The 17,815-nt window shown below is 68.1% G+C and carries 15 protein-coding genes; 12 read left to right on the top strand and 3 right to left on the bottom strand.

Annotation, left to right across the window (positions count from 1 at the left end; translation table 11 throughout):
• Nucleotides 1-230 precede the first annotated feature (230 nt).
• Nucleotides 231-1,547 carry a sigma 54-interacting transcriptional regulator gene (locus tag VD972_RS38070; RefSeq protein WP_324993734.1) on the top strand — a complete coding sequence of 439 codons (1,317 nt, stop codon included), beginning with the start codon at nt 231-233 and terminating at the stop codon, nt 1,545-1,547.
• 73 nt (nt 1,548-1,620) lie between these two features.
• On the opposite strand, the gene VD972_RS38065 is transcribed toward VD972_RS38070, so the two are convergent.
• Nucleotides 1,621-3,558: a S9 family peptidase gene (locus VD972_RS38065; RefSeq protein WP_324993733.1), complete on the bottom strand. Its 1,938-nt coding sequence runs from the start codon at nt 3,556-3,558 to the stop codon at nt 1,621-1,623.
• Between the two features lie 265 nt (nt 3,559-3,823).
• Between VD972_RS38065 and VD972_RS38060 the strand changes: the two genes are divergently transcribed.
• From VD972_RS38060 to VD972_RS38040, 5 genes are read left to right on the top strand one after another with little or no spacing between them, the layout of a single operon-like run.
• Nucleotides 3,824-4,192, top strand: coding sequence for a hypothetical protein (locus VD972_RS38060; protein ID WP_324993732.1), 369 nt, complete (start codon nt 3,824-3,826; stop codon nt 4,190-4,192).
• On the top strand, nt 4,189-6,684 hold the full coding sequence (locus VD972_RS38055) for an Hsp70 family protein (protein ID WP_324993731.1): 2,496 nt from the start codon (nt 4,189-4,191) through the stop codon (nt 6,682-6,684). The genes VD972_RS38060 and VD972_RS38055 overlap by 4 nt, the downstream gene beginning before the upstream one ends.
• A 3-nt stretch (nt 6,685-6,687) precedes the next feature.
• A complete protein-coding gene (locus tag VD972_RS38050) occupies nt 6,688-8,064 on the top strand; it encodes an ATP-binding protein (RefSeq protein ID WP_324993730.1) in 1,377 nt (458 codons plus the stop codon).
• Nucleotides 8,065-8,067: 3 nt separating this feature from the next.
• Nucleotides 8,068-9,690 carry a hypothetical protein gene (locus VD972_RS38045; protein WP_324993729.1) on the top strand — a complete coding sequence of 541 codons (1,623 nt, stop codon included), beginning with the start codon at nt 8,068-8,070 and terminating at the stop codon, nt 9,688-9,690.
• A 26-nt stretch (nt 9,691-9,716) separates the two neighbouring features.
• The gene (locus tag VD972_RS38040) at nt 9,717-10,013 is read left to right on the top strand and encodes a hypothetical protein (RefSeq protein ID WP_324993728.1); all 297 of its coding nucleotides are present in this window, start codon (nt 9,717-9,719) and stop codon (nt 10,011-10,013) included.
• A gap of 307 nt (nt 10,014-10,320) precedes the next feature.
• Here the strand turns inward: VD972_RS38040 and VD972_RS38035 are convergent, their stop codons facing one another.
• Both VD972_RS38035 and VD972_RS38030 read right to left on the bottom strand, forming a co-directional pair.
• Nucleotides 10,321-10,815 carry a DUF6644 family protein gene (locus VD972_RS38035; RefSeq protein WP_324993727.1) on the bottom strand — a complete coding sequence of 165 codons (495 nt, stop codon included), beginning with the start codon at nt 10,813-10,815 and terminating at the stop codon, nt 10,321-10,323.
• A complete protein-coding gene (locus VD972_RS38030; RefSeq protein ID WP_324993726.1) occupies nt 10,815-11,165 on the bottom strand; it encodes a DUF6152 family protein in 351 nt (116 codons plus the stop codon). Before VD972_RS38030 ends, VD972_RS38035 begins: the two co-directional genes overlap by 1 nt.
• 467 nt (nt 11,166-11,632) lie before the next feature.
• On the opposite strand from VD972_RS38030, the gene VD972_RS38025 reads away from it, so the two are divergent.
• From VD972_RS38025 to VD972_RS38000, 6 genes are all read left to right on the top strand, one after another.
• Nucleotides 11,633-12,238 (top strand): TetR/AcrR family transcriptional regulator, encoded by a 606-nt coding sequence (locus VD972_RS38025; protein ID WP_324993725.1) that lies wholly within the window; start codon nt 11,633-11,635, stop codon nt 12,236-12,238.
• Nucleotides 12,235-13,401, top strand: a complete 1,167-nt coding sequence (locus VD972_RS38020) for an MBL fold metallo-hydrolase (protein ID WP_324993724.1) — start codon at nt 12,235-12,237, stop codon at nt 13,399-13,401. Before VD972_RS38025 ends, VD972_RS38020 begins: the two co-directional genes overlap by 4 nt.
• A gap of 83 nt (nt 13,402-13,484) precedes the next feature.
• Nucleotides 13,485-14,849, top strand: coding sequence for a hypothetical protein (locus VD972_RS38015; RefSeq protein WP_324993723.1), 1,365 nt, complete (start codon nt 13,485-13,487; stop codon nt 14,847-14,849).
• A 10-nt stretch (nt 14,850-14,859) separates the two neighbouring features.
• The gene (locus tag VD972_RS38010; protein WP_324993722.1) at nt 14,860-15,960 is read left to right on the top strand and encodes a hypothetical protein; all 1,101 of its coding nucleotides are present in this window, start codon (nt 14,860-14,862) and stop codon (nt 15,958-15,960) included.
• A complete protein-coding gene (locus VD972_RS38005) occupies nt 15,957-16,967 on the top strand; it encodes a hypothetical protein (protein ID WP_324993721.1) in 1,011 nt (336 codons plus the stop codon). The genes VD972_RS38010 and VD972_RS38005 overlap by 4 nt, the downstream gene beginning before the upstream one ends.
• Nucleotides 16,918-17,815, top strand: an 898-nt coding sequence (locus VD972_RS38000) for a class I SAM-dependent methyltransferase (protein WP_324993720.1), incomplete at its 3' end; no start/stop codon positions are given. The genes VD972_RS38005 and VD972_RS38000, both read left to right, overlap by 50 nt.

The following is a 17,815-nucleotide window of genomic DNA, read 5'->3' as shown; positions in this document are numbered from 1 at the left end:
GTGGCTGGGTGGAATCCGATTGGAGGCCGACCGTACACCCGGACGGAGAGTGACTCCAGACGCCAGGGGCTGGCACGCAGAGCGCTAAGCGGGCGGGCAGGCAGGGACGGCCTTCCGGGCTGCGATGCAGGTTCCGCCGCTTGCCTGGTAGGAGAGTGCTATGGTCTCCGCCCGTGGCGCCCCACGAAGATGATGACGAGCAGGACTCAGGGCAGTTCGAGACTGCCAGCATGCCGGTCGAGCGAAAGGGCACGGTACGGATCAAGCTCGTGTTCCTGTCGGGGCCAGATGCGGGAAAGAGCCATGCGCTCGTGGCTGGGACCTATGTGCTCGGTACGGCCCCGGCGTGTGACTACGTCCTGAAGGATCGTGCCGTGTCCCGGCAGCACCTCACCCTGGAGGTGAAGGAGAGCGGCGTGCTGGCCCGGGACATGGGCTCGCGCAATGGCTCGTTCTGCGAGGGCATGCGCTTCACGGAGCTGGAGGTCCGTCCCGGCGCGGTCCTCAAGCTGGGCACCACCGAGCTGAAGATCCTCCCGGAGGACTCGCGCGAGCGCGTCATTCCTCCCTCCGCACGCACCCGCTTTGGCTCCCTGGTAGGGGCCAGCCGGAAGATGCGCGAGGTGTTCACGGTGCTGGAGCGTCTGGGAGCCGGAGACGCGGACGTGCTCATCCAGGGCGAGACGGGCACGGGCAAGGAGGGGTGTGCCGAAGGCATCCACGCGACGAGCAAGCGCCACGATGGGCCCTTCATCATCGTGGACCTGGCGGGCATTGCGCCCACGCTGATTGAGTCGGAGCTGTTCGGGCACGTGAAGGGGGCCTTCACCGGCGCCCAGTCGGATCGGGCCGGGGTGTTCGAGCGGGCCGATGGCGGCACGGTCTTCCTGGATGAGGTGGGGGAGCTGCCTCCGGACATCCAACCCCGGCTGCTGCGCGTGCTGGAGCGGCGGCAGGTGAAGCGGGTGGGCGCCAATGACTACCGCACCGTGGACGTGCGCGTGGTGGCGGCCACGCACGTGGACCTGGAAGGGGCGGTGAAGGCGGGGAAGTTCCGCGAGGATCTGTTCCACCGGCTGGCGGTACTGCGGGTGACGCTGCCGCCGTTGCGCGAGCGGCTGGATGACATTCCACTGCTGGTGGACACGGTGCTGGAGCGCATGGGGCGGCCGCCGAGCGCGCTGTCGGATCAGACGCGCGCGCTGCTGGCGCAGTACCCGTGGCCTGGCAACGTGCGTGAGCTGCGCAACGTGGTGGAGCGCGTGGTGAACATGGGGGAGGAGGGGCTGCCGGACATCTCCCCCTCGTCACCCACGGACAAGCCGCGCCCGGCCGCTGCCAACGCCAGCGCCGCTGCCACGCCGGAGCTGCCCTTCAAGGAGGCCAAGGAGCGGCTCATCGAGGGCTTCGAGCGCGATTACCTCAAGGGCCTCCTCGAGCGGTGCGAGGGCAACGTCTCGCGCGCCTCGCGGGAGGCCGGCATCGACCGGGTCTATCTTCGCAAGCTGCTGAAGAAGCACGGGCTGCACGATCCCGACGGCCCCTGAGTCAGGGCCGCCCATCGCTCGAGCCCCGGGGCCCCCGCGATTCCGGGTGGAGTCGCGGGGGAGAAGAAGCCCCCTAGTTCATCGGCGCGGTGCCGGACTTCTTCAGGTGCTGATCCAGGAACTTGAGCATCCGCGAGTAGGCCTCCACCTCGTTCTTCTTCTTGGTGAAGCCGTGGCCCTCGTCGGGGAAGATCACGTACTCGACGGGGACCTTGTTCTTCTTCACCGCCTGGACGATGTCGTCGGACTCGGGCTGGATGACTCGCGGATCATTGGCGCCCTGGATGACGAGCAGCGGCTTCTTGATCTTCTCGGCGTGGAAGAGGGGGGAGATGTCCTTCAGCATCTGCTCGTGCTTCACCGGATCGCCGATCTCCTGGTAGAGCGCCTCGCGGAAGGACTCCCACCAGGGCGGGACGCTCTGGAGCGTGCGCAGCCAGTTGGAGACGCCGAAGATGTCCACGCCCACATTGAAGGCGTCCGGGTGGAAGGCCAGCGCCGCCAGCGTCATGTAGCCGCCGTAGCTGCCACCCGCGATGCCGATGCGGCTGCCGTCCACATAGGGCAGGCTGGTCAGGTACTTCTTCGCCTCGAGGCAGTCCTGCAGCGGCTCCTTGCCGTGCTTCTGGTCATCCGCGGTGAAGAACGTCTTGCCGTAGCCGGAGCTGCCGCGGTTGTTGATGCCCAGCACCACGTAGCCGTGGTTGGCCAGGTACTGGAAGATCGCCGAGTAGCCCTTGCGCGTCTGCCCACCGGGGCCGCCGTGCACCCAGACGATGGCAGGCACCTTGTTGTCCGCCGTGGCCTGGTGCGGCTTGTAGAGGATGTTGGGGATGTCCATCCCGTCAAAGGACTTGAAGCGCACCACCTCGGCGTCGATGAGATCCTCCGGGTTGATCTGCGGGGTCAGCGTGTTCGTCAGGCGCGTGGCCTTGCCCGTGGCGAACTCGTAGACGTAGAGGTTGCTCGGGGAGCGATCCCCATTGTGGTAGAAGGCCATGCGCTTCTCGCTGCGCGCGATGGACACCGAGGTGACGTCGCCCTCGGGCATCTGTGGCAGCACCACCTGCTTGCCGGCCTTGGTGTCGTGGAGCCGGATGACGGTGCGCCCATCCTCGTTGATGGCGGAGACGCGGTAGGCGCCGTTCCTGGAGAAGTAGGTGTACATGACGTCCCAGTCGGCGCGCTCCACGTCCTCCTGCTTGCCGGTGGCCAGCACGTAGCGGGCCACGCGCTTGAACTCCGAGCCGTCGTCGGTGAGGAAGTAGAGGGCGGTGGCGCTCGGGTCGAACTCGGCGGCCGAGTAGCTGGCGGCGCCCTTATGCGGGGTGATGTGCTTGTGCTCCTTCTTCGCCACGTCGTAGAGGTGGATGTCGCTGTCGGACGTGGTGCGAGGCTTGTCGAGGGCGATCCACTTCTCGTCCCGGGAGATGTCGGCCACCTGGTAGTTGCCGTCGTTCTGGTAGAGCAGGGTGCGCGCGTACGTCTTCACGTCGTACTTGTAGAGATCGAAGAAGCGCGCGTCCCGCTCGTTGGTGACGACGTAGAAGGCCGAGTAGTCATCCGCCTTCCAGCCGAAGAACATCGCCTTGAGCTTGTCGCCCGGCGTGAGGTCCTTCTCCTTGCCGTCCAGCTCACGCACGTAGAGGTGGTTGTTCTCGTTGCCGCCCTGATCGCGGGTGAAGAGGATGCGCTCGTCGTTGGGGAAGTAGGAGACGGAGAACGTGGAGTCCGTCTTGGACCGCGTGAGCGGCGTGGGCTTGCCGCCGCCCGCGGGCACGCTGTAGGCGTTGAAGATGCCGCTCTCGTTCGAGGAGAAGAGGATCTTCTTCTCGTCCGGGGAGAACGAGGAGCCCGCCAGCTTCGTGGTCGCCATGAACTGCTCGATGGTGTACTGCTTCGAGGGCCGCGCCGTGGACTTCTTGGCAGGCGCCGCCGGTGGGGGAGCGGCCAGCGCCAGCGCGGGCATCAGCGCCAGCGCGGCAACCACTCGGGAGATGAGGGACGACATGCAACCTCCTGGGTACGGGAAGAGGGCTCGAGGGCCCGCGTGCGCACTCTGACGCAACGGTTCGGGGATACGAGAAAACAGCACTCCGATTGCAGCCCCACGCCAGGCAGTCCTCCAGGCGGGGCGGCCTCCGAACCCCTACAGAGGGGCGCTATTCCCTGGAGGCACCGGAACCTCCGTCCGCGGATTTCGTGAATCATTTATCCCGCTGTCGGCTCTTCCTGGATGTGGGCGGTCTTTGGGCCCGTACAGACAGGGGGAATGTATGAGCAGCACTGACGGGCCTGGCCCTGAACGCCAGTCACTCATTGACATCGCCGTGGAGTCCTGGCGCTTCGCGCGCCTCTTCTCTCGCGTCGTCTCCAAGCTCGATGCGGGGGCGCAGGCCCGGTACGAGAGCCAGCTGCGGTGGTACCTCAAGCGGCTGGAGGAGAACCTCCAGGCGTCCGGCCTGCGTGTCGTCAACATCGAGGGCCAGCCCTTCGATCCGGGCATCGCCGCCACCGCCATCAACGCCGCTGACTTCGGGCCAGAGGACACCCTCTACGTCGACCAGATGGTCGAGCCCATCATCATGAGCCCCGCGGGACTGCTCCGCTCGGGGACCGTCCTCCTCCGCAAGGTGCAGCCATGAAGAGCTTCGTCGGAATCGATCTGGGAACTACCAACAGCGCCATCTGCTCCTTTGACGGGGACGCGCTGCGCCTGTGGAAGAGCCCCGAGCAGACAGATGTCACCCCCTCCGTCATCTACATTGACAAGCGCGGCAACAAGCATGTGGGGCAGAAGGCCTACAACTCCGCGCCGCAGAGCCCCGACAACGCGGCCATGCTCTTCAAGCGGCTGATGGGCACCAGCACCCCCGTGCAGCTCAAGGCCGTCAACCTCACCCTCACCCCGGAGGAGTGCTCCGCCGAGGTGCTCAAGGTGCTCTTCGGCTACCTGCCCGAGGAGGTGCGCAACCACGAGGGCACCGGCACCGTCATCACCGTGCCCGCTGCCTTCAACCAGATGCAGAAGGACGCCACCCTGCAGGCCGCGGAGATGGCGGGCATCGGCAAGGTGGCCCTCATGCAGGAGCCCGTCGCCGCCATCATGGCCGTCATGCGCGCCCGTAAGAACGACGGCGTCTTCGTCGTCTACGATCTGGGCGGAGGCACGCTGGACATCGCCGTGGCTGAGAGCCTCGCCGGCCGCGTCAGCCTGCTGGCCCACGGCGGCATCGCCATGTGTGGCGGCCGGGACTTTGACCGGTTGCTGGTGGACGAGGTGGTGAAGCCCTGGCTGCTGCAGCACTTCGATCTGGCACCGGACTTCGCCTCCGATCCGAAGTACCTGCCCCTCATGCGCGCCGCGGCCTGGGCCGCCGAGAAGGCCAAGGTCGAGCTCTCCTCGCGCCCGGAGAGCAAGATCACCCTGGATGAAGTCACCGCACGCGCCCGGGACAGGGCGGACAACGAGCTCTACCTGGACATCCCCCTGCAGCGTGAGGTGTTCGACAAGCTCATCGCGTCGCGGGTGGGGGACTCCATCCAGGCCGCGCGCGAGACGCTGGAGAAGGCCGGGCTCACCCCGAAGGACGTGGAGCGCATCGTCTTCGTCGGCGGGCCCACCCACTACAAGCCGCTGAGGGACAACGTGCTGGAGGCGCTGGGGATCGCCGGGAGCACGGAGGTCAACCCCATGACGGCGGTGACGGAGGGCGCTGCGCTCTTCGCCGAGTCCATCGACTGGAGCTCCGCCACCCGCGGCCGCAAGAGCGCACGTGGCTCCATCTCCACCAGCGGGGCCCTGAACGTCACCATCAACTACGTGGCCCGCACGCCGGACGTGAAGGCCAAGGTGGCCCTCAAGCTCGCCACGCCCCCCCTGCCTGGCACTGCCTTCCAGGTGGACTGCCTCGAGGCGGGGTGGAGCTCCGGGCGGCTGCCCCTCAAGGAGGGGGCCGCCGTGGACGTGCCGCTCGCCAAGAGCGGGGACAATGCCTTCAAGCTCTTTGCCTTCGACCCCAGCGGCGGGCCCGTCAAGCTGGAGCAGGATCGCTTTGTCATCACCCGCGCCGCGGCGACCGTGGATGCCATCCCGGCCTCCCACTCCGTCGGCATCGAGGCCCTGGAGCGCATCGGTGGCCGGGCCACGCTCGACTGGCTGGTGCGCGCCGGAGAGTCACTGCCCAAGCGCGGCAAGCGCGTCTACAAGGCGGCCGAGTCCCTGCGCGCCGGCTCCGCGGGCTCGCTCAACTTCAAGCTGTGGGAGGGCGAGATCGAGGATCCCATCTCCGACAACCGCTTCATCGGCATGCTGAAGATCAACGGCAAGGACTTCGAGGGGGGCGTCATCGCCGCTGGCGCGGATCTCGTCTTCGAGTACGAAGTCTCCGACTCGGGTGCCGTGAGCTTCGAGGTCTCCGTCAGCTCCATTGGCGGCGCCTTCCACTCGGGCCACAACTTCTACTCTCGCCAGGCCGGGCAGATTGACTTCAGCGCCGCCGCCACCCATGTGGCCGAGGAGGGCCAGCGCACCAAGGGGCGCATCGAGGACATCTCCGCCAAGGTGCAGGATCCCCGGCTGGAGGAGGCGCGGCAGAAGGTGGAGAGCGCCGTCTCCATGCGCCCCGAGCAGCGCGATCCCGAGTCCACCAAGCAGGCCCTGGATGAGGTGCTGGATGCACGCCGCCTGCTGGCGCAGATCCGCAAGAACCACCTGAAGACCATCCGCAAGCTGGAGCTGGACGACGCCAAGGGCTTCTTCGAGCAGGCCATTCGTGAGCTGGCCCGGCCCACCGAGGTGTCCACGATCGAGAACCTCATCCGCACCGCCCAGCGGGCCATCGACCGGGACGAGAAGGACTTCGAGAGCCTGCTCGCGGATCTGCGCGGGCGCTTCTTCGAGGTCCTCTGGAGGCAGGACTGGTTCGTGGTGGAGCGCTTCAAGTATGCCGTCGCCTCGCCGTACGCCTACTCGGACAAGGTGCGCTACCAGGAGCTCATCGCCAACGGGCAGCGGGCCATGCAGGCCGGCGACCTGGACAAGCTGCGCGAGGCGGTGTTCGGGCTGACCCGGATTCGCGTCGCCGCCACGGGCGAAGATCAGATGTTCGACGCCACCAACATCCTCAGGAGCTAGCTCATGGTACTGGATCCCTGGTTGCCTGTTGGCTTCGCGCTGCCCGGCGGCGTGAGCACCCGCGCCGCACTGGCCGAGGGGCAGGATTGGCAGATCTACGAGACGGCTCCCGAGGGGAGGGTGCTGGTGGCCCGCGAGGACCTGGCCCGCTCCTGGGTGGGGCGTGGGCTGCTGGAGGCCGACGCCCTGGCCTCGCTGAGCTTCGGCGCGGAGACGTACCGCGTGCTGGCCAGCGACTCAGGGCATCTGCTGGCGCCTGTGGATGCCAGCCCCCGCATCCGGGATGGGAGCGAGGCGCTGGCGTTCTCCATCGCCCTGCGCGAGACGCGCAAGCGGGATGCCACCTCCAACCTGCAGGGTGCGGTCTACGTGGAGCGGTTCTCCCGGCTGCTGCCGGTGCTGTCGACGGGTCCCGAGGTAGCGGATGACCTGGTGCTCGGCACGTGGCTCTCGGGGGGCGTGCGCGTCTCCGCCCAATCGCTGCGGCGGCTCTCCTCTCTCACCCGCGGCCTGAGCATGAGCGAGCTCCAGTCCATCGTCGAGGCGGCCGGCCTGCGCGTCGCCGAGAAGGAGCCAGAGGTCCCCGGTGCCTCCAAGCCGAAGCGCTTCGAGCTACCGGGCCGCGCGACGCTGGAGGCCTTCTTCAGCGAGCACGTCATCGACATCATCGAGAACGCCAGCCGCTACAAGGCGCTGGGCATCGAGTTCCCCGCCGCCATCGCTCTGCACGGGCCGCCCGGCTGCGGGAAGACCTTCGCGGTGAACAAGCTCATCGAGTACCTGGGCTGGCCGAGCCAATCGATCGACTCGTCGTCCATTGGCAGCCCCTACATCCACGAGACGGGCCGGAAGATCGCCAAGGTCTTTGACGAGGCCCTGCGCGCCAGTCCCGCCATCATCGTCATCGACGAGATGGATGCGTTCCTCTCGGACAGACAGCTCTCGGGCGGCCAGGGCCTTCACCACGTGGAGGAGGTGGCCGAGTTCCTCCGGCGCATCCCCGAGGCCATCGCCAACAACATCCTCGTCATCGGGATGACCAATCGGATCGAGACGATTGATCCAGCGCTGCTGCGCCGCGGCCGCTTCGACCACGTCATCGCCGTGGATATGCCCACGGAGGAGGAGGTGCGCTCCCTGCTGGCCAGGCTGCTCTCCCAGCTCCCCTGCGAGAAGGAGCTGGACGTGGAGCCGCTGGTGGGCGCCCTGACGGGCCGGCCCCTGTCGGACGTGGCCTTCGTGGTGCGAGAGGGTGCTCGGCTGACGGCCCGCGCTGGCAAGAGCACCTTGGACGGGGCAAGCCTCACTGCGGCGCTGAAGTCGCTGCCGCCTCGTGAGGGCGTAGGCAAGGAGACCCGGAAGATCGGGTTTGGTAAGTGACGCATGCACCTCATTGAGAATCCCTTTCACCTCCTCGGGGCCTCCCCGAGGGATGACCGGCGGCGCCTCCTGGAGCTGGCGGAGGAGCGGAGCCTGTCGCAGGACCCGGTCCTGTGCACCCAGGCGCGGGCGGACCTGAGCAACCCGCGCAACCGGCTCGCCGCCGAGGTGGCGTGGCTCCCGGGCCTGGATCCGGCCCAGGCCAGCGAAGCCGTGGAGTTCGTGCAGCGCGCCGCCTCGACGGTCCGGACGATGACGGGCATACCCGCCCTGTCCAAGGCCAACCTGCTGGCGGCGGCCTTGCCCAGGCTGGAAGGCACCCAGATGGACAGCGGGCTGGCCATTGGAATCCTGGAGCTGGCGACGCTGATGGAGACATGCGACGCCGAGCAGGTCCGCGCCCTCATCAACGAGGAGCGCGCCGTGGCGGGCTTCCCGGAGGTGCGCGAGGTGAGCGCGGTGGCGGAGGCGCTGGCCGAGCGGCGCCGGCACTACCGTACGGCTCTCAAGAGCGCGCTGGAGGTGCTGCCCCCCCTGGAGCTGGTGAGCCTCGTCACCGTGGTCGTGACAGAGGCCACCGCGCGCGGCACCCGCCCTGCACCGGGGCTCATCGACGACATGGTCGACGCCTACGAGGTGGAGGCCCAGCGCTTCCTGGACGCCGAGGCGCGCAACGTGGAGCTGCTCGTGGAGGCCGTCCGTCGAAGTGTGGCGAAGCAGCTCCCGCGCGCGTTCCTCAAGCGCCTGCTGTCCCGCATCGAGGACGTGGTGACCAACTGGGACATGGTGGCGCAGCCCGTCCAGCTCAGCTCCATGAGCCGCGGGTTGGACCATGCGCTGAGCCACCGGGTGGCGCTCGCGGTGCGCGAGCTGGCACTGGAGCTCTACAACGCGCACGGGCTGCTCGAGGAGTCCAAGCTCCTCACCGCCCTTCTCCAGGACGCCTTCGGAGAGGTGCCCAGGGTGGCCGAGGTGACGAGCGACGACGCCCAGGCGCTCCAGGAGATCGCCCAGAAGCGGGAGGCCTCCCGGCGGGAGTGGGAGCGCGCGATCGCCTACGAGGCCGAGCTGGGCACGTTCCAGCGGCATACCGTTCGGATCTCGCCCGCGGGCATCGACTGGCAGGGGATGCGCTGGCCGCTCGAGGCCATCTCTCGCATCCGGTGGGGGGGCATCGCGGACGAGGAGGGTGGGCACCCCAAGTTCATCATCACCTTCGGGGACGGGGACTCGTCCGCCACGATCACCACCTTCGACAGGCTCGCCTACTCGAGCTTGTTGGAGAAGCTGTGGCTCGCGGTCTGTCGCCGGCTGCTCATCGAGACGCTCATCACGATCGCCAAGGGGCAGAAGGTCGTCTTCGGCGACGTTGTCTTGGACGACCAGGGGTTGGTGCTGCCCCGGCGGCAGGGCCAGTGGGATTCTTCCGCGATCTATGGCACCTGGAACCAGCTCCAGTTCCAGACTGGAAATGGGAGCCTGGTGATCAGGCACCAACAGGATGCCCGCATCTACGCTGAGCTGCCTTACCTGGCCGTGGACAATGTCCACATCCTCGAGACCGCCATCCGCAACTTCTCCGAGCACAAGACCGCCGTCCGGCTCTCCGATCTGCTGAATGATTGAGACGGGCGCTCCACCCGAGGCCTTTTATGCAGAATGATCCGGACGCTCCAGGCGTCCTCCCATCCCGAGGCTTCGCGAGCATCCTCACGCTCGTCTCGGACGTGTCCAAGGACCTGGAGGCCGTGGAGCAGGCCTCCGCGGCTCCTCCGCCGGAGGCGTCCCGGCCGCCCCAGCCCGTGCGCATCGGTCCTGCGCCGGACACGGCCCCCTTCTTCGGCTCCGTGGCGCCTGAGTCGTCGGGCTCCGACGAGGGCACCCCGGCCTGGGTGTATATCGTCGGGGGGATTGGCCTGGTGCTGATGATTCGGTGTCTCGGCGGCTAGCGCTTCGTCCCGGGTGCAGTGCTCCTCGCCTCGAGCCGAGAACCCGAAGGACCTCGATCGGGTAGGCCTCGCGGTGCGTGGCGACCGGAAGCTAGCCCTCCTTCCTTTCCGCGGCGCCCGCGAGGTTCCACGACTCCTGGAGCGACTGAGGGATGCGGAACGTCACACGGCTGCCGCCCGTCTCGGAGGAGTGCAGCGGGTTTTCTCGGTTTCAGGCATGAAGGGGGAGCGCCCTTCCATCATGCTCCCTGTGTTGCGTTGCAGAGGCTGTGCCACCGGTTCCCTGGTCCAAAGGCTCGGCCTCATTTCAGAGATAGGCGAGCAGCCGACCGCACGTGATGACGCCCGCCCACAGCACGAGTGAGGCAATGGCGGAGGCTCTTGCGCGAGGAGGAGCGGGTGCGTCGGTGTCCCACGCCTGGACCGAGCGGAACACTCCATGGTGGAAGAGGAGGGCGTTGAGACAGGCCAGCAAGAGGAGGGTGAGCTTGAGACGGAAGACGAGGCTCATCCCCAAGTGGGTTGCCTGTGGGAGCAGCAGCAGCACCCCTGTTGGCACCACCACCGCCAGGCTGCCTCGGGCCCATGGCAGGAGGTGGCGGGCGAGCTCCGTCACGGGCAGCCGCCGGGAGAGACCGAGCAGGCGGAGGTCGAACATCACGGCCGCGCCGACCAGGACGACGAAGCCGAGGATGTGGAGCACCTCCACCAAGGGGAAGAGCCAAGGCTCGCCACGCAGCAGCTCCGCTAGCCGAGTCGTCTCCAGCCAGCCGAGCCACGCCGGGCCGGCAGCGCTTGGCATCAGCGCAGCTCCACCGTCTCTCCCGACAGGGTGATGCGCTCGGCACGGAGCTCGTCCCGGAGGGTCCGGTGGGGATATCCCTCCACGGTGGCCTCCGCGCCCACGGCCAGCTCCTCGCGCGTCAGGCCTCGGCGCTCCATCCGGGAGGGCGGCGCGAGGACGACATGCCACTTCCTACCCTCCACTTCGAGGGTGACATGGCCATGGGGGTTCTCATACTTCGACTCACGGATGACGCCCGTGAGCGTGCTTGGCTTGTCGCTCTGGTATCCACTCCACCCATGGTGGGCGAGCGCACTGCCCGATATTCCCAACGCCCCGATGACGCCCGTCAGCCATGAACGCTTCATGGTCGTACCTCCTCCTCAAGGGAACGGCCGTCGCGGACTGGTGCATCCCTCCACTGAAAACCGGTGCGCCTCGAGCTCAGGCTTGGATTGACGCGTCAGCAGCAGGCTGACATGTCAACTGACACGTCATAGGAGACGAAGCTCAAAGACAGGTTGGTGTTGATGACCAGATCGCACTCGGCGTTCGTCGTCTCGTGCAGCAGCTTCAAGCTGCCCGTGCCACCACAACCTAGGGGACCAAGCCGCCGCTTGGACGCGAGGCATGGCCTGGACGCCATGAAGGGACTGGAGCGAGCTGGGCCGCGGCTCTACCTTCCGCTTCACCCTCCCCAGGCGGGCCGTGGCCCCTGGGTTGTGAGGGGGCAGGCGGTGCTGTGGAAGGGCGAGGCCCTGCTTGCCCGCTTGAACGTGTCGCTGCAAGATATCTTGATTGACAAATTGAGCCCAAATTGTAAAATGTGCCGAGAATGGCTTCTGACTCCACCTCTCCGCGTAGGTCGCTCGACGACGCGCGTCAGCGCAGGCTGCTGGATGCCGCGCTGACGGTCTTCATGCGCTACGGGTACCGGAAGACGTCCATGGACGAGGTGGCACGCGCCGCCCAGGTGTCGCGGCAGGGGCTGTACCTGCACTTCGCGACCAAGGAGGAGCTGTTCCGGGCCACTCTCCAGCATACGGTGGAGAGCTCGCTGGCCGCCGCCACTGCCGCGCTGGGGGATTCCTCGCTCCGGCTGGAGGCCCGGCTGGTGCGTGCGTTCGACGAGACGACGGGCCGGTACGTCGGCATGATGGGTGCGGGCGCGTCGGACCTCGCCGAGGTTGGCGGCGAGCTCGTCGGCCCCCTGATTGCTCGATACGAGGGGCTGTTCCTGGACGCGGTCGCCAAGGTGCTCCGCGCGTCCGGGTTGGTGGCCGCCTACAAGGCGACCGGGCTCACGGCGCGCCAGCTCGCGGACACGCTGCACGCGACGGCGCGGGGGCTCAAGTACAGCAGCACGAACCGGGAAGCCTTCGTCGCAGGAATGACGGTCGCCGTCCGCGCCATGTGCGCCCCGCTTGAGGAGGTCGCATGACGAGCTTGAAGCAGAGGAGCTGGCCGCGCCGGGTGGCCCTGGGCCTGGGCGCACTGCTGGCCTTTGTCGTGGTGGGCGCGCTGGTGGACGGGTGGAGGGCGTTCGGCCGTCGGGCCGAAGGGGAGCGGCGCGCGCGGATGGAGAGGTCTCCCCAGTGGGGCGACGGCCGCTTCGTGAACCCGCAGCCGATGATCAACGACTTCTGGGGCTCGGTGACGGGGGCGTTCAAGGCCAGCGCGGACGGGAGCCCCTCGCTCCCGGTGCCCACGGTGCACGGCGGCCACGAGCGCTTCGCCACGCCCCCGCCCACCGGGCTGCGTGTCACCTGGCTCGGGCACTCCACACTGCTGGTGGAGGTGGACGGCTACCGCATCCTCACCGATCCGGTGTGGGGCGAGCGAGCGTCGCCGCTGAGCACGGTGGGGCCGAAGCGCTGGTACGAGCCGCTCCTCGCGCTCGGCGAGCTGCCCAGCCTGGACGCCGTCATCATCTCTCACGATCACTACGACCACCTGGACGAGCCGACCCTCTCCGCGATGAAGGACTGGGACACCACCTTCATCGTGCCGCTCGGCGTCGGCGCGCACCTGGTGTACTGGGGCGTTCCCGCGGCGCGCATCGTCGAGCTGGACTGGTGGGAGCGCACGAAGGTGAAGGGGCTGGAGATCGTCGCCACGCCCGCGCGCCACGCCTCCGGGCGACTCATCATCGACACCGATGCGACGCTCTGGGCCAGCTATGCGCTCATCGGCCCCACGCACCGCGTCTGGTTCTCAGGGGACACGGGCCTGTTCCCGGCGATGCGGGACATTGGAGAGCGGCTGGGGCCCTTCGATCTGACGATGATCGAGGCGGGCGCCTACGGGAGCGCCTGGCCCGACTGGCACCTGGGCCCCGAGCAGGCCGTCACCGCCCACCAGTGGGTGCGCGGCCGCGTCATGCTGCCGGTGCACTGGGGGCTCTTCAACCTCGCCTTCCACGGGTGGACGGAGCCGGTGGAGCGGGTGCTCGCAGCGGCGCAGCGGACGGGCGTGACGGCGGTGATTCCGAAGCCGGGCCAGAGCTTCGAGCCGGGCGCGCTGCCCACCTTCGAGCGCTGGTGGCCGGACCTGCCCTGGCAGACCTCGGAGCAGAACCCCATCGTCGCGACGCAGATGAACTGACCCCCACAGCGGCGCTGTAGCCGGGAGTCCGTAATTACCTGTCAAGATTGGATATCTGGCTATGATGTTATAAGCTGGATTCCATGGCTCGGACCATTGCACTCACTTCCGAAAAAACGCCGGCCGTAGGCTCGGTGACGCGGGAGCAGCAGCGTCTGCTGCGCACCTGGATGTCAGGGCTCAATGCGCTGACCGACGCTCGGTCACCCACACAGACCGCGGCGTTCCTTGGGCGGCCCCTGCTCCTGCAGCTGCTGCGCGGAACGCTGCCTCCGCGCGTGGAGGCCTTCCAGCGGGGCTACCTCCGGGGCATCCTGGCGTCCATGGGCCATGAGCACCTGGCCCCGGCCGACTTGAGGGTCTCCGGTTGGGTGGAGGAAGAGCTGCGCCCGCGCCTCACCGCCGGGCAGCTTCCCTCTCCTGAGCAGATGGCATTCCTGCTCGACCGCATCTTCAGCTCGCCCGAGGAGGAGCGATGGGAGGGCACCTTCGAGCTCGGCTGCCTCCTGGGGCTGCTCTGGCGCCTGATCCACCTGCCGGGCAACACCCTGGCCTCGGTGGAAGCCCTGTCCGTGCTCGCGGCGAAGATCAAGTCGCTGGATGCGCAGCGCCCGGTGCGCCTGAACCCCGGCGCGCGGGTGGTCGATCTGTGCGGCAGCGGCAAGCGGCGCATCCAGCTGCCCTCCATCAGCACCACCGCCTCCATCCTGGCGGCCTATCTGGCTCGGGAGCGGGGGCTGCCGGTGGTCGTCTCGAAGTCCTGCTCGGGAGGGACCTCCCGGCCCACAGGCTCCGCGGACTCCCTCGAGGTGCTGCTCGGAAGGCCCGTTGCCACCTCCATCCAGGAGAACCAGTCCCTCAGCGCCCGCCTGGGACTGAGCTTCTGGCGCTGCGAGCAGTACATGCCCCGCTTCGCCCACTGGTACCACGGGACGACGTTCGCCCCCACGGCGTTGAGCGTCTGCGCCCCCGCGGTGCTCGCCTCGCCGGTGGAGCGCCAGCGCATCATCTATGGCCTCACCGCGGGCCCCATCGAGGTGTGCGCGCGGGTGCTGAGCCGGCTCTATCCGGAGGCGGAGGTGCTCGTCGTGTCCGGGCGCTCCGCGGACGGCGCGCCGTTGCTCGATGAGGTGTCTCCGTGGGGCTCCACCGAGTGGGTCTCCGCCCGCGCCGGCATCCTCGAGCAAGGGAGCTGGAGCTTCGAGCAAGTCGGCCTGTCCCGCTCTCCGCTGTACGAGGCCGGGGCGATTCCGCTGCAGCAGTTCCTCTCGGGTGACGCCCCCTCGGACTTCCAGGACATGGCCTCGATCGAGGCCGCGCTCATCCTGGGAGACGGCGATCTCCGGAACCTTGACGCCCAGCAAGTCGCTCAGGTCCGCGCTACGCTGGGCACCCCAGGCCTGCAGGCTTTCATCGCGGAGATGAGGGCCGCCACGCTCGCCGCCTGAGGAGCCTTGGATGTCCCAGCCCCCCGCCGATCTGTTCTCTCCCGAGGCGCTCGCGCAGTTGATGGCCGAGCGCGGCTACCGCCCCATCCGCGAGCTGAAGCGCCTGCAAGGGCTCTCGGACATCGAATTCCTGGACGAGAAGTTTCTCTGCCAGGATCAGGCGGACCGCATCAACGAGGTCCCCGTTGACCAAGCGCACATCGTCACCGGATTTGGCCCCACCAACGCGCCAACGGGCGGCACGCTCAGCGTCATCTTCAAGGCCAAGTCCCTGCGCCGGGAGACGGGCATGGAGACGACGCTCATCATCTCCAACCTGGGGGCCTGGTGCTCGCGGCGCACGCCTCCGCAGACGCTCGGGTACTACACGGCGTGCTTCATGGAGTTCATCCAGGCGCTGGGGCTCGAGACGGCGGGCCGCAACCTGCGCACGCACGAGAGCCTGGACGTGCTGCGCATCGCCGGACTGCTGACGCGCTTCCTGAGCGAGCAGGACTTCGAGCACAACCAGGAGGCGACGGCCACGCTGTACGGGAACCTCGGCCTGCTCGGCAACCGTTTCGGAATCTGGACGGACACCGCCTACACAGTGGCGGACATCCTCGAGCCGCTCATCTGCCGCGGGAAACGCCGGGTGCTCGTGCTCGCCGGAATCGAGGAGCACTACTTCGCGGATCTGGCGCGGCTGGTCATCCCCAAGATGAATGCCGACTACCCCGGCATGTTCCTGCCCAAGGACTCTCACGTGGGCGGGCTGTATGCGCGGCTCATCGGCGGGCTGCACCCCTACCCGAAGATGTCGAAGAGCATCCCGGAGTCTGCGATCAACCTCAACGACTCCGAGGCGGTGCTGCGCGCCAAGATCCTGGATGCTCACTCCGTGAATGACCCGGTGCTGCTGCAGATGATGACCCTGGTGTCGGACTGGAGCGTCCCCGAGCTGCAGCAGGCGCGCGAGGCGTTCCGGGATCGGACGGAGCAGCCCCAGCCCTGGGCCCAGGCCCGGCAGAAGTACTTTGAGTTCTTCCTGGGGCTGAAGCGCAGCTGGGATCAGCTGGTGATCCGTCCCCAGGAGCGCATCACCTCGTTCTTTCCCTCCACCTCTCCATGAGCGTCCTCGGAGCACGGTGTGCGCGCGAGGTGGTGGTGCTGCTGGGCGCTCGCGGCCTCCTCGCCAGCCTCACCGCCCGGGCCCTGAGAGAGGCGGGGTTTTCAATCGTCGCGGTGGGGCGCGCCGAGCCTCACCCGCTGGGAGTCGATGTCACGCGCGAGGAGGCCTGGCAGCCCGCTTTCTGGTCCCAGCTGCTGGGAGCTGCCAGGGGGCAGGGCGGCTCGCCGCGAGCCATCATCAACTTCGTCACCTGCAAGCAGGGTCCCGCCGAGACGCTCCAGCAGGTCAACCTGGCAGGGGTCCGTGCCCTCGTAGCGGCGGCGACGGCGGCTCGCGAGCAGGGCGCCCATCCGCTGACGCTGCACCTGGGCAGCGCCGCCGAGCATCGCCCGGAGCGGGATGCGCGAGGCTACGCCGGGGCCAAGCGCGAGGCGCACGCGTACTGCCTCACCACCCCGGGAGTGGACGTCGTCCTGACGCTGGGGATCGTGCAGCGCACGCCTTCTCCCGCCCCGGCCTTTGTCCGCTTCACGCTGCGACACCTGCCAGCCCTCGCCGCAGTCCCCGTCAAGGTCTGCTCCGCCGAGGACGTGGCCCAGGCCCTCGTGGCGCTCGTCCGCCACCCGGTGGCGCCTGGGGAGCCTCCCCCGGCCTCGCCCTCCGAGCTGTGGCTGGAGGGACGCGAAGCGCGCCTGGGCGAGCTCTTCGGCATTGCTCCCCACCCGGTGCGGGCCCGCACGTGGGAGCCCTGGATGCTGCGTGCGCTGGCCACCCTGCGCGGTGAAGGGTTCCCTTGGCTGGCCCGGCTGGGCGGCTTTGCCCGCATCGCCCTGGGGCGTGCTCCCAACCACTACCTGGGGCCTGCGCCTGGCACGGCGCCCACCCCCTCCACCGAGCTTCGGGAGCTGATGAGCCCTGGGCGGTGGCGAATCCTTCCTTTCCCCAGGAGCGCTGATCATGTCCCCTTTGTCCGAGCGGCTCGAGAAGCTGCGGCCCTTCCACCATGACGTCGAGCTGACGCCCGGTGTGTTCACCAACCCGGAGACGCGGCGGATCCGCCACGCGGTGAACCTCTTCTTCCCGGGGCTGCTGCGCCTGTTCGGAGGGAGCCTCGAGGGGCTGCGCGTCCTGGATGTCGGGTGCAACTGCGGGGGGTTCGCCTTCGCGGCCAGGCGCTTCGGAGCGAAGGAAGTGGTCGGCATCGATCCGCGGCCCATCCACATCGAGCAGGCCAATGCCATCCGGGACGAGCTGAACCTGAGCGGCATGCGGTTCGAGGTGGCCAGCATCGAGGAGCTGACCGCCGAGCGCTTTGGCGAGTTCGACGTCGTCCTCTTGATGGGGATCCTCTACCACCTGCGCGATCCCATCGGGGCGATGCACCAGGTCAGCCGGCTCACGCGCTCGGTAGTGATGATCGACAGCCACGTCCACTTCCGCTCGGACAGCAACGAGGAGGACTATCCGATGTGGTGGATGCTCCGGGACACGGACTTCGGCCTCACGGATGGCCTCTTCGAGCAGGAAGGCGGAGCGAGCGGCGAGGCGTGGCTGAAGTTCCAGGCGGAGACCCCCGTGGAGTACTCGGCGCTGCCCAAGCAGTTCGAAGGCAGTCCCCAGTCCCGGCGCGAGCAGCACTTCGCCCGCCTCCAGAGCCCGGAGCCACCCTGGGCCGCCGTCGTGCCTGACAGCGTCATGGCCAAGGAGACAGGCAGCCTGGTGATGGTGCCCAACCGCAAGGCCCTGATGGATCTGGTCCGGGACTGCGGCTTCGAGGATCTCCTGGAGATCGTCCCGCACCGCTTCTCGGAGGTGCGCTACTTGAGGCGCTACCGCCTGGGGATGTTCGGCTTCA

This window comes from Hyalangium sp. (genome assembly GCF_035629615.1).
Taxonomy (GTDB): Bacteria; Myxococcota; Myxococcia; order Myxococcales; family Myxococcaceae; genus Hyalangium.
Note: the sequence above shows the minus strand (reverse complement) of the source record. Positions and strands in the feature narration are given on the sequence as shown.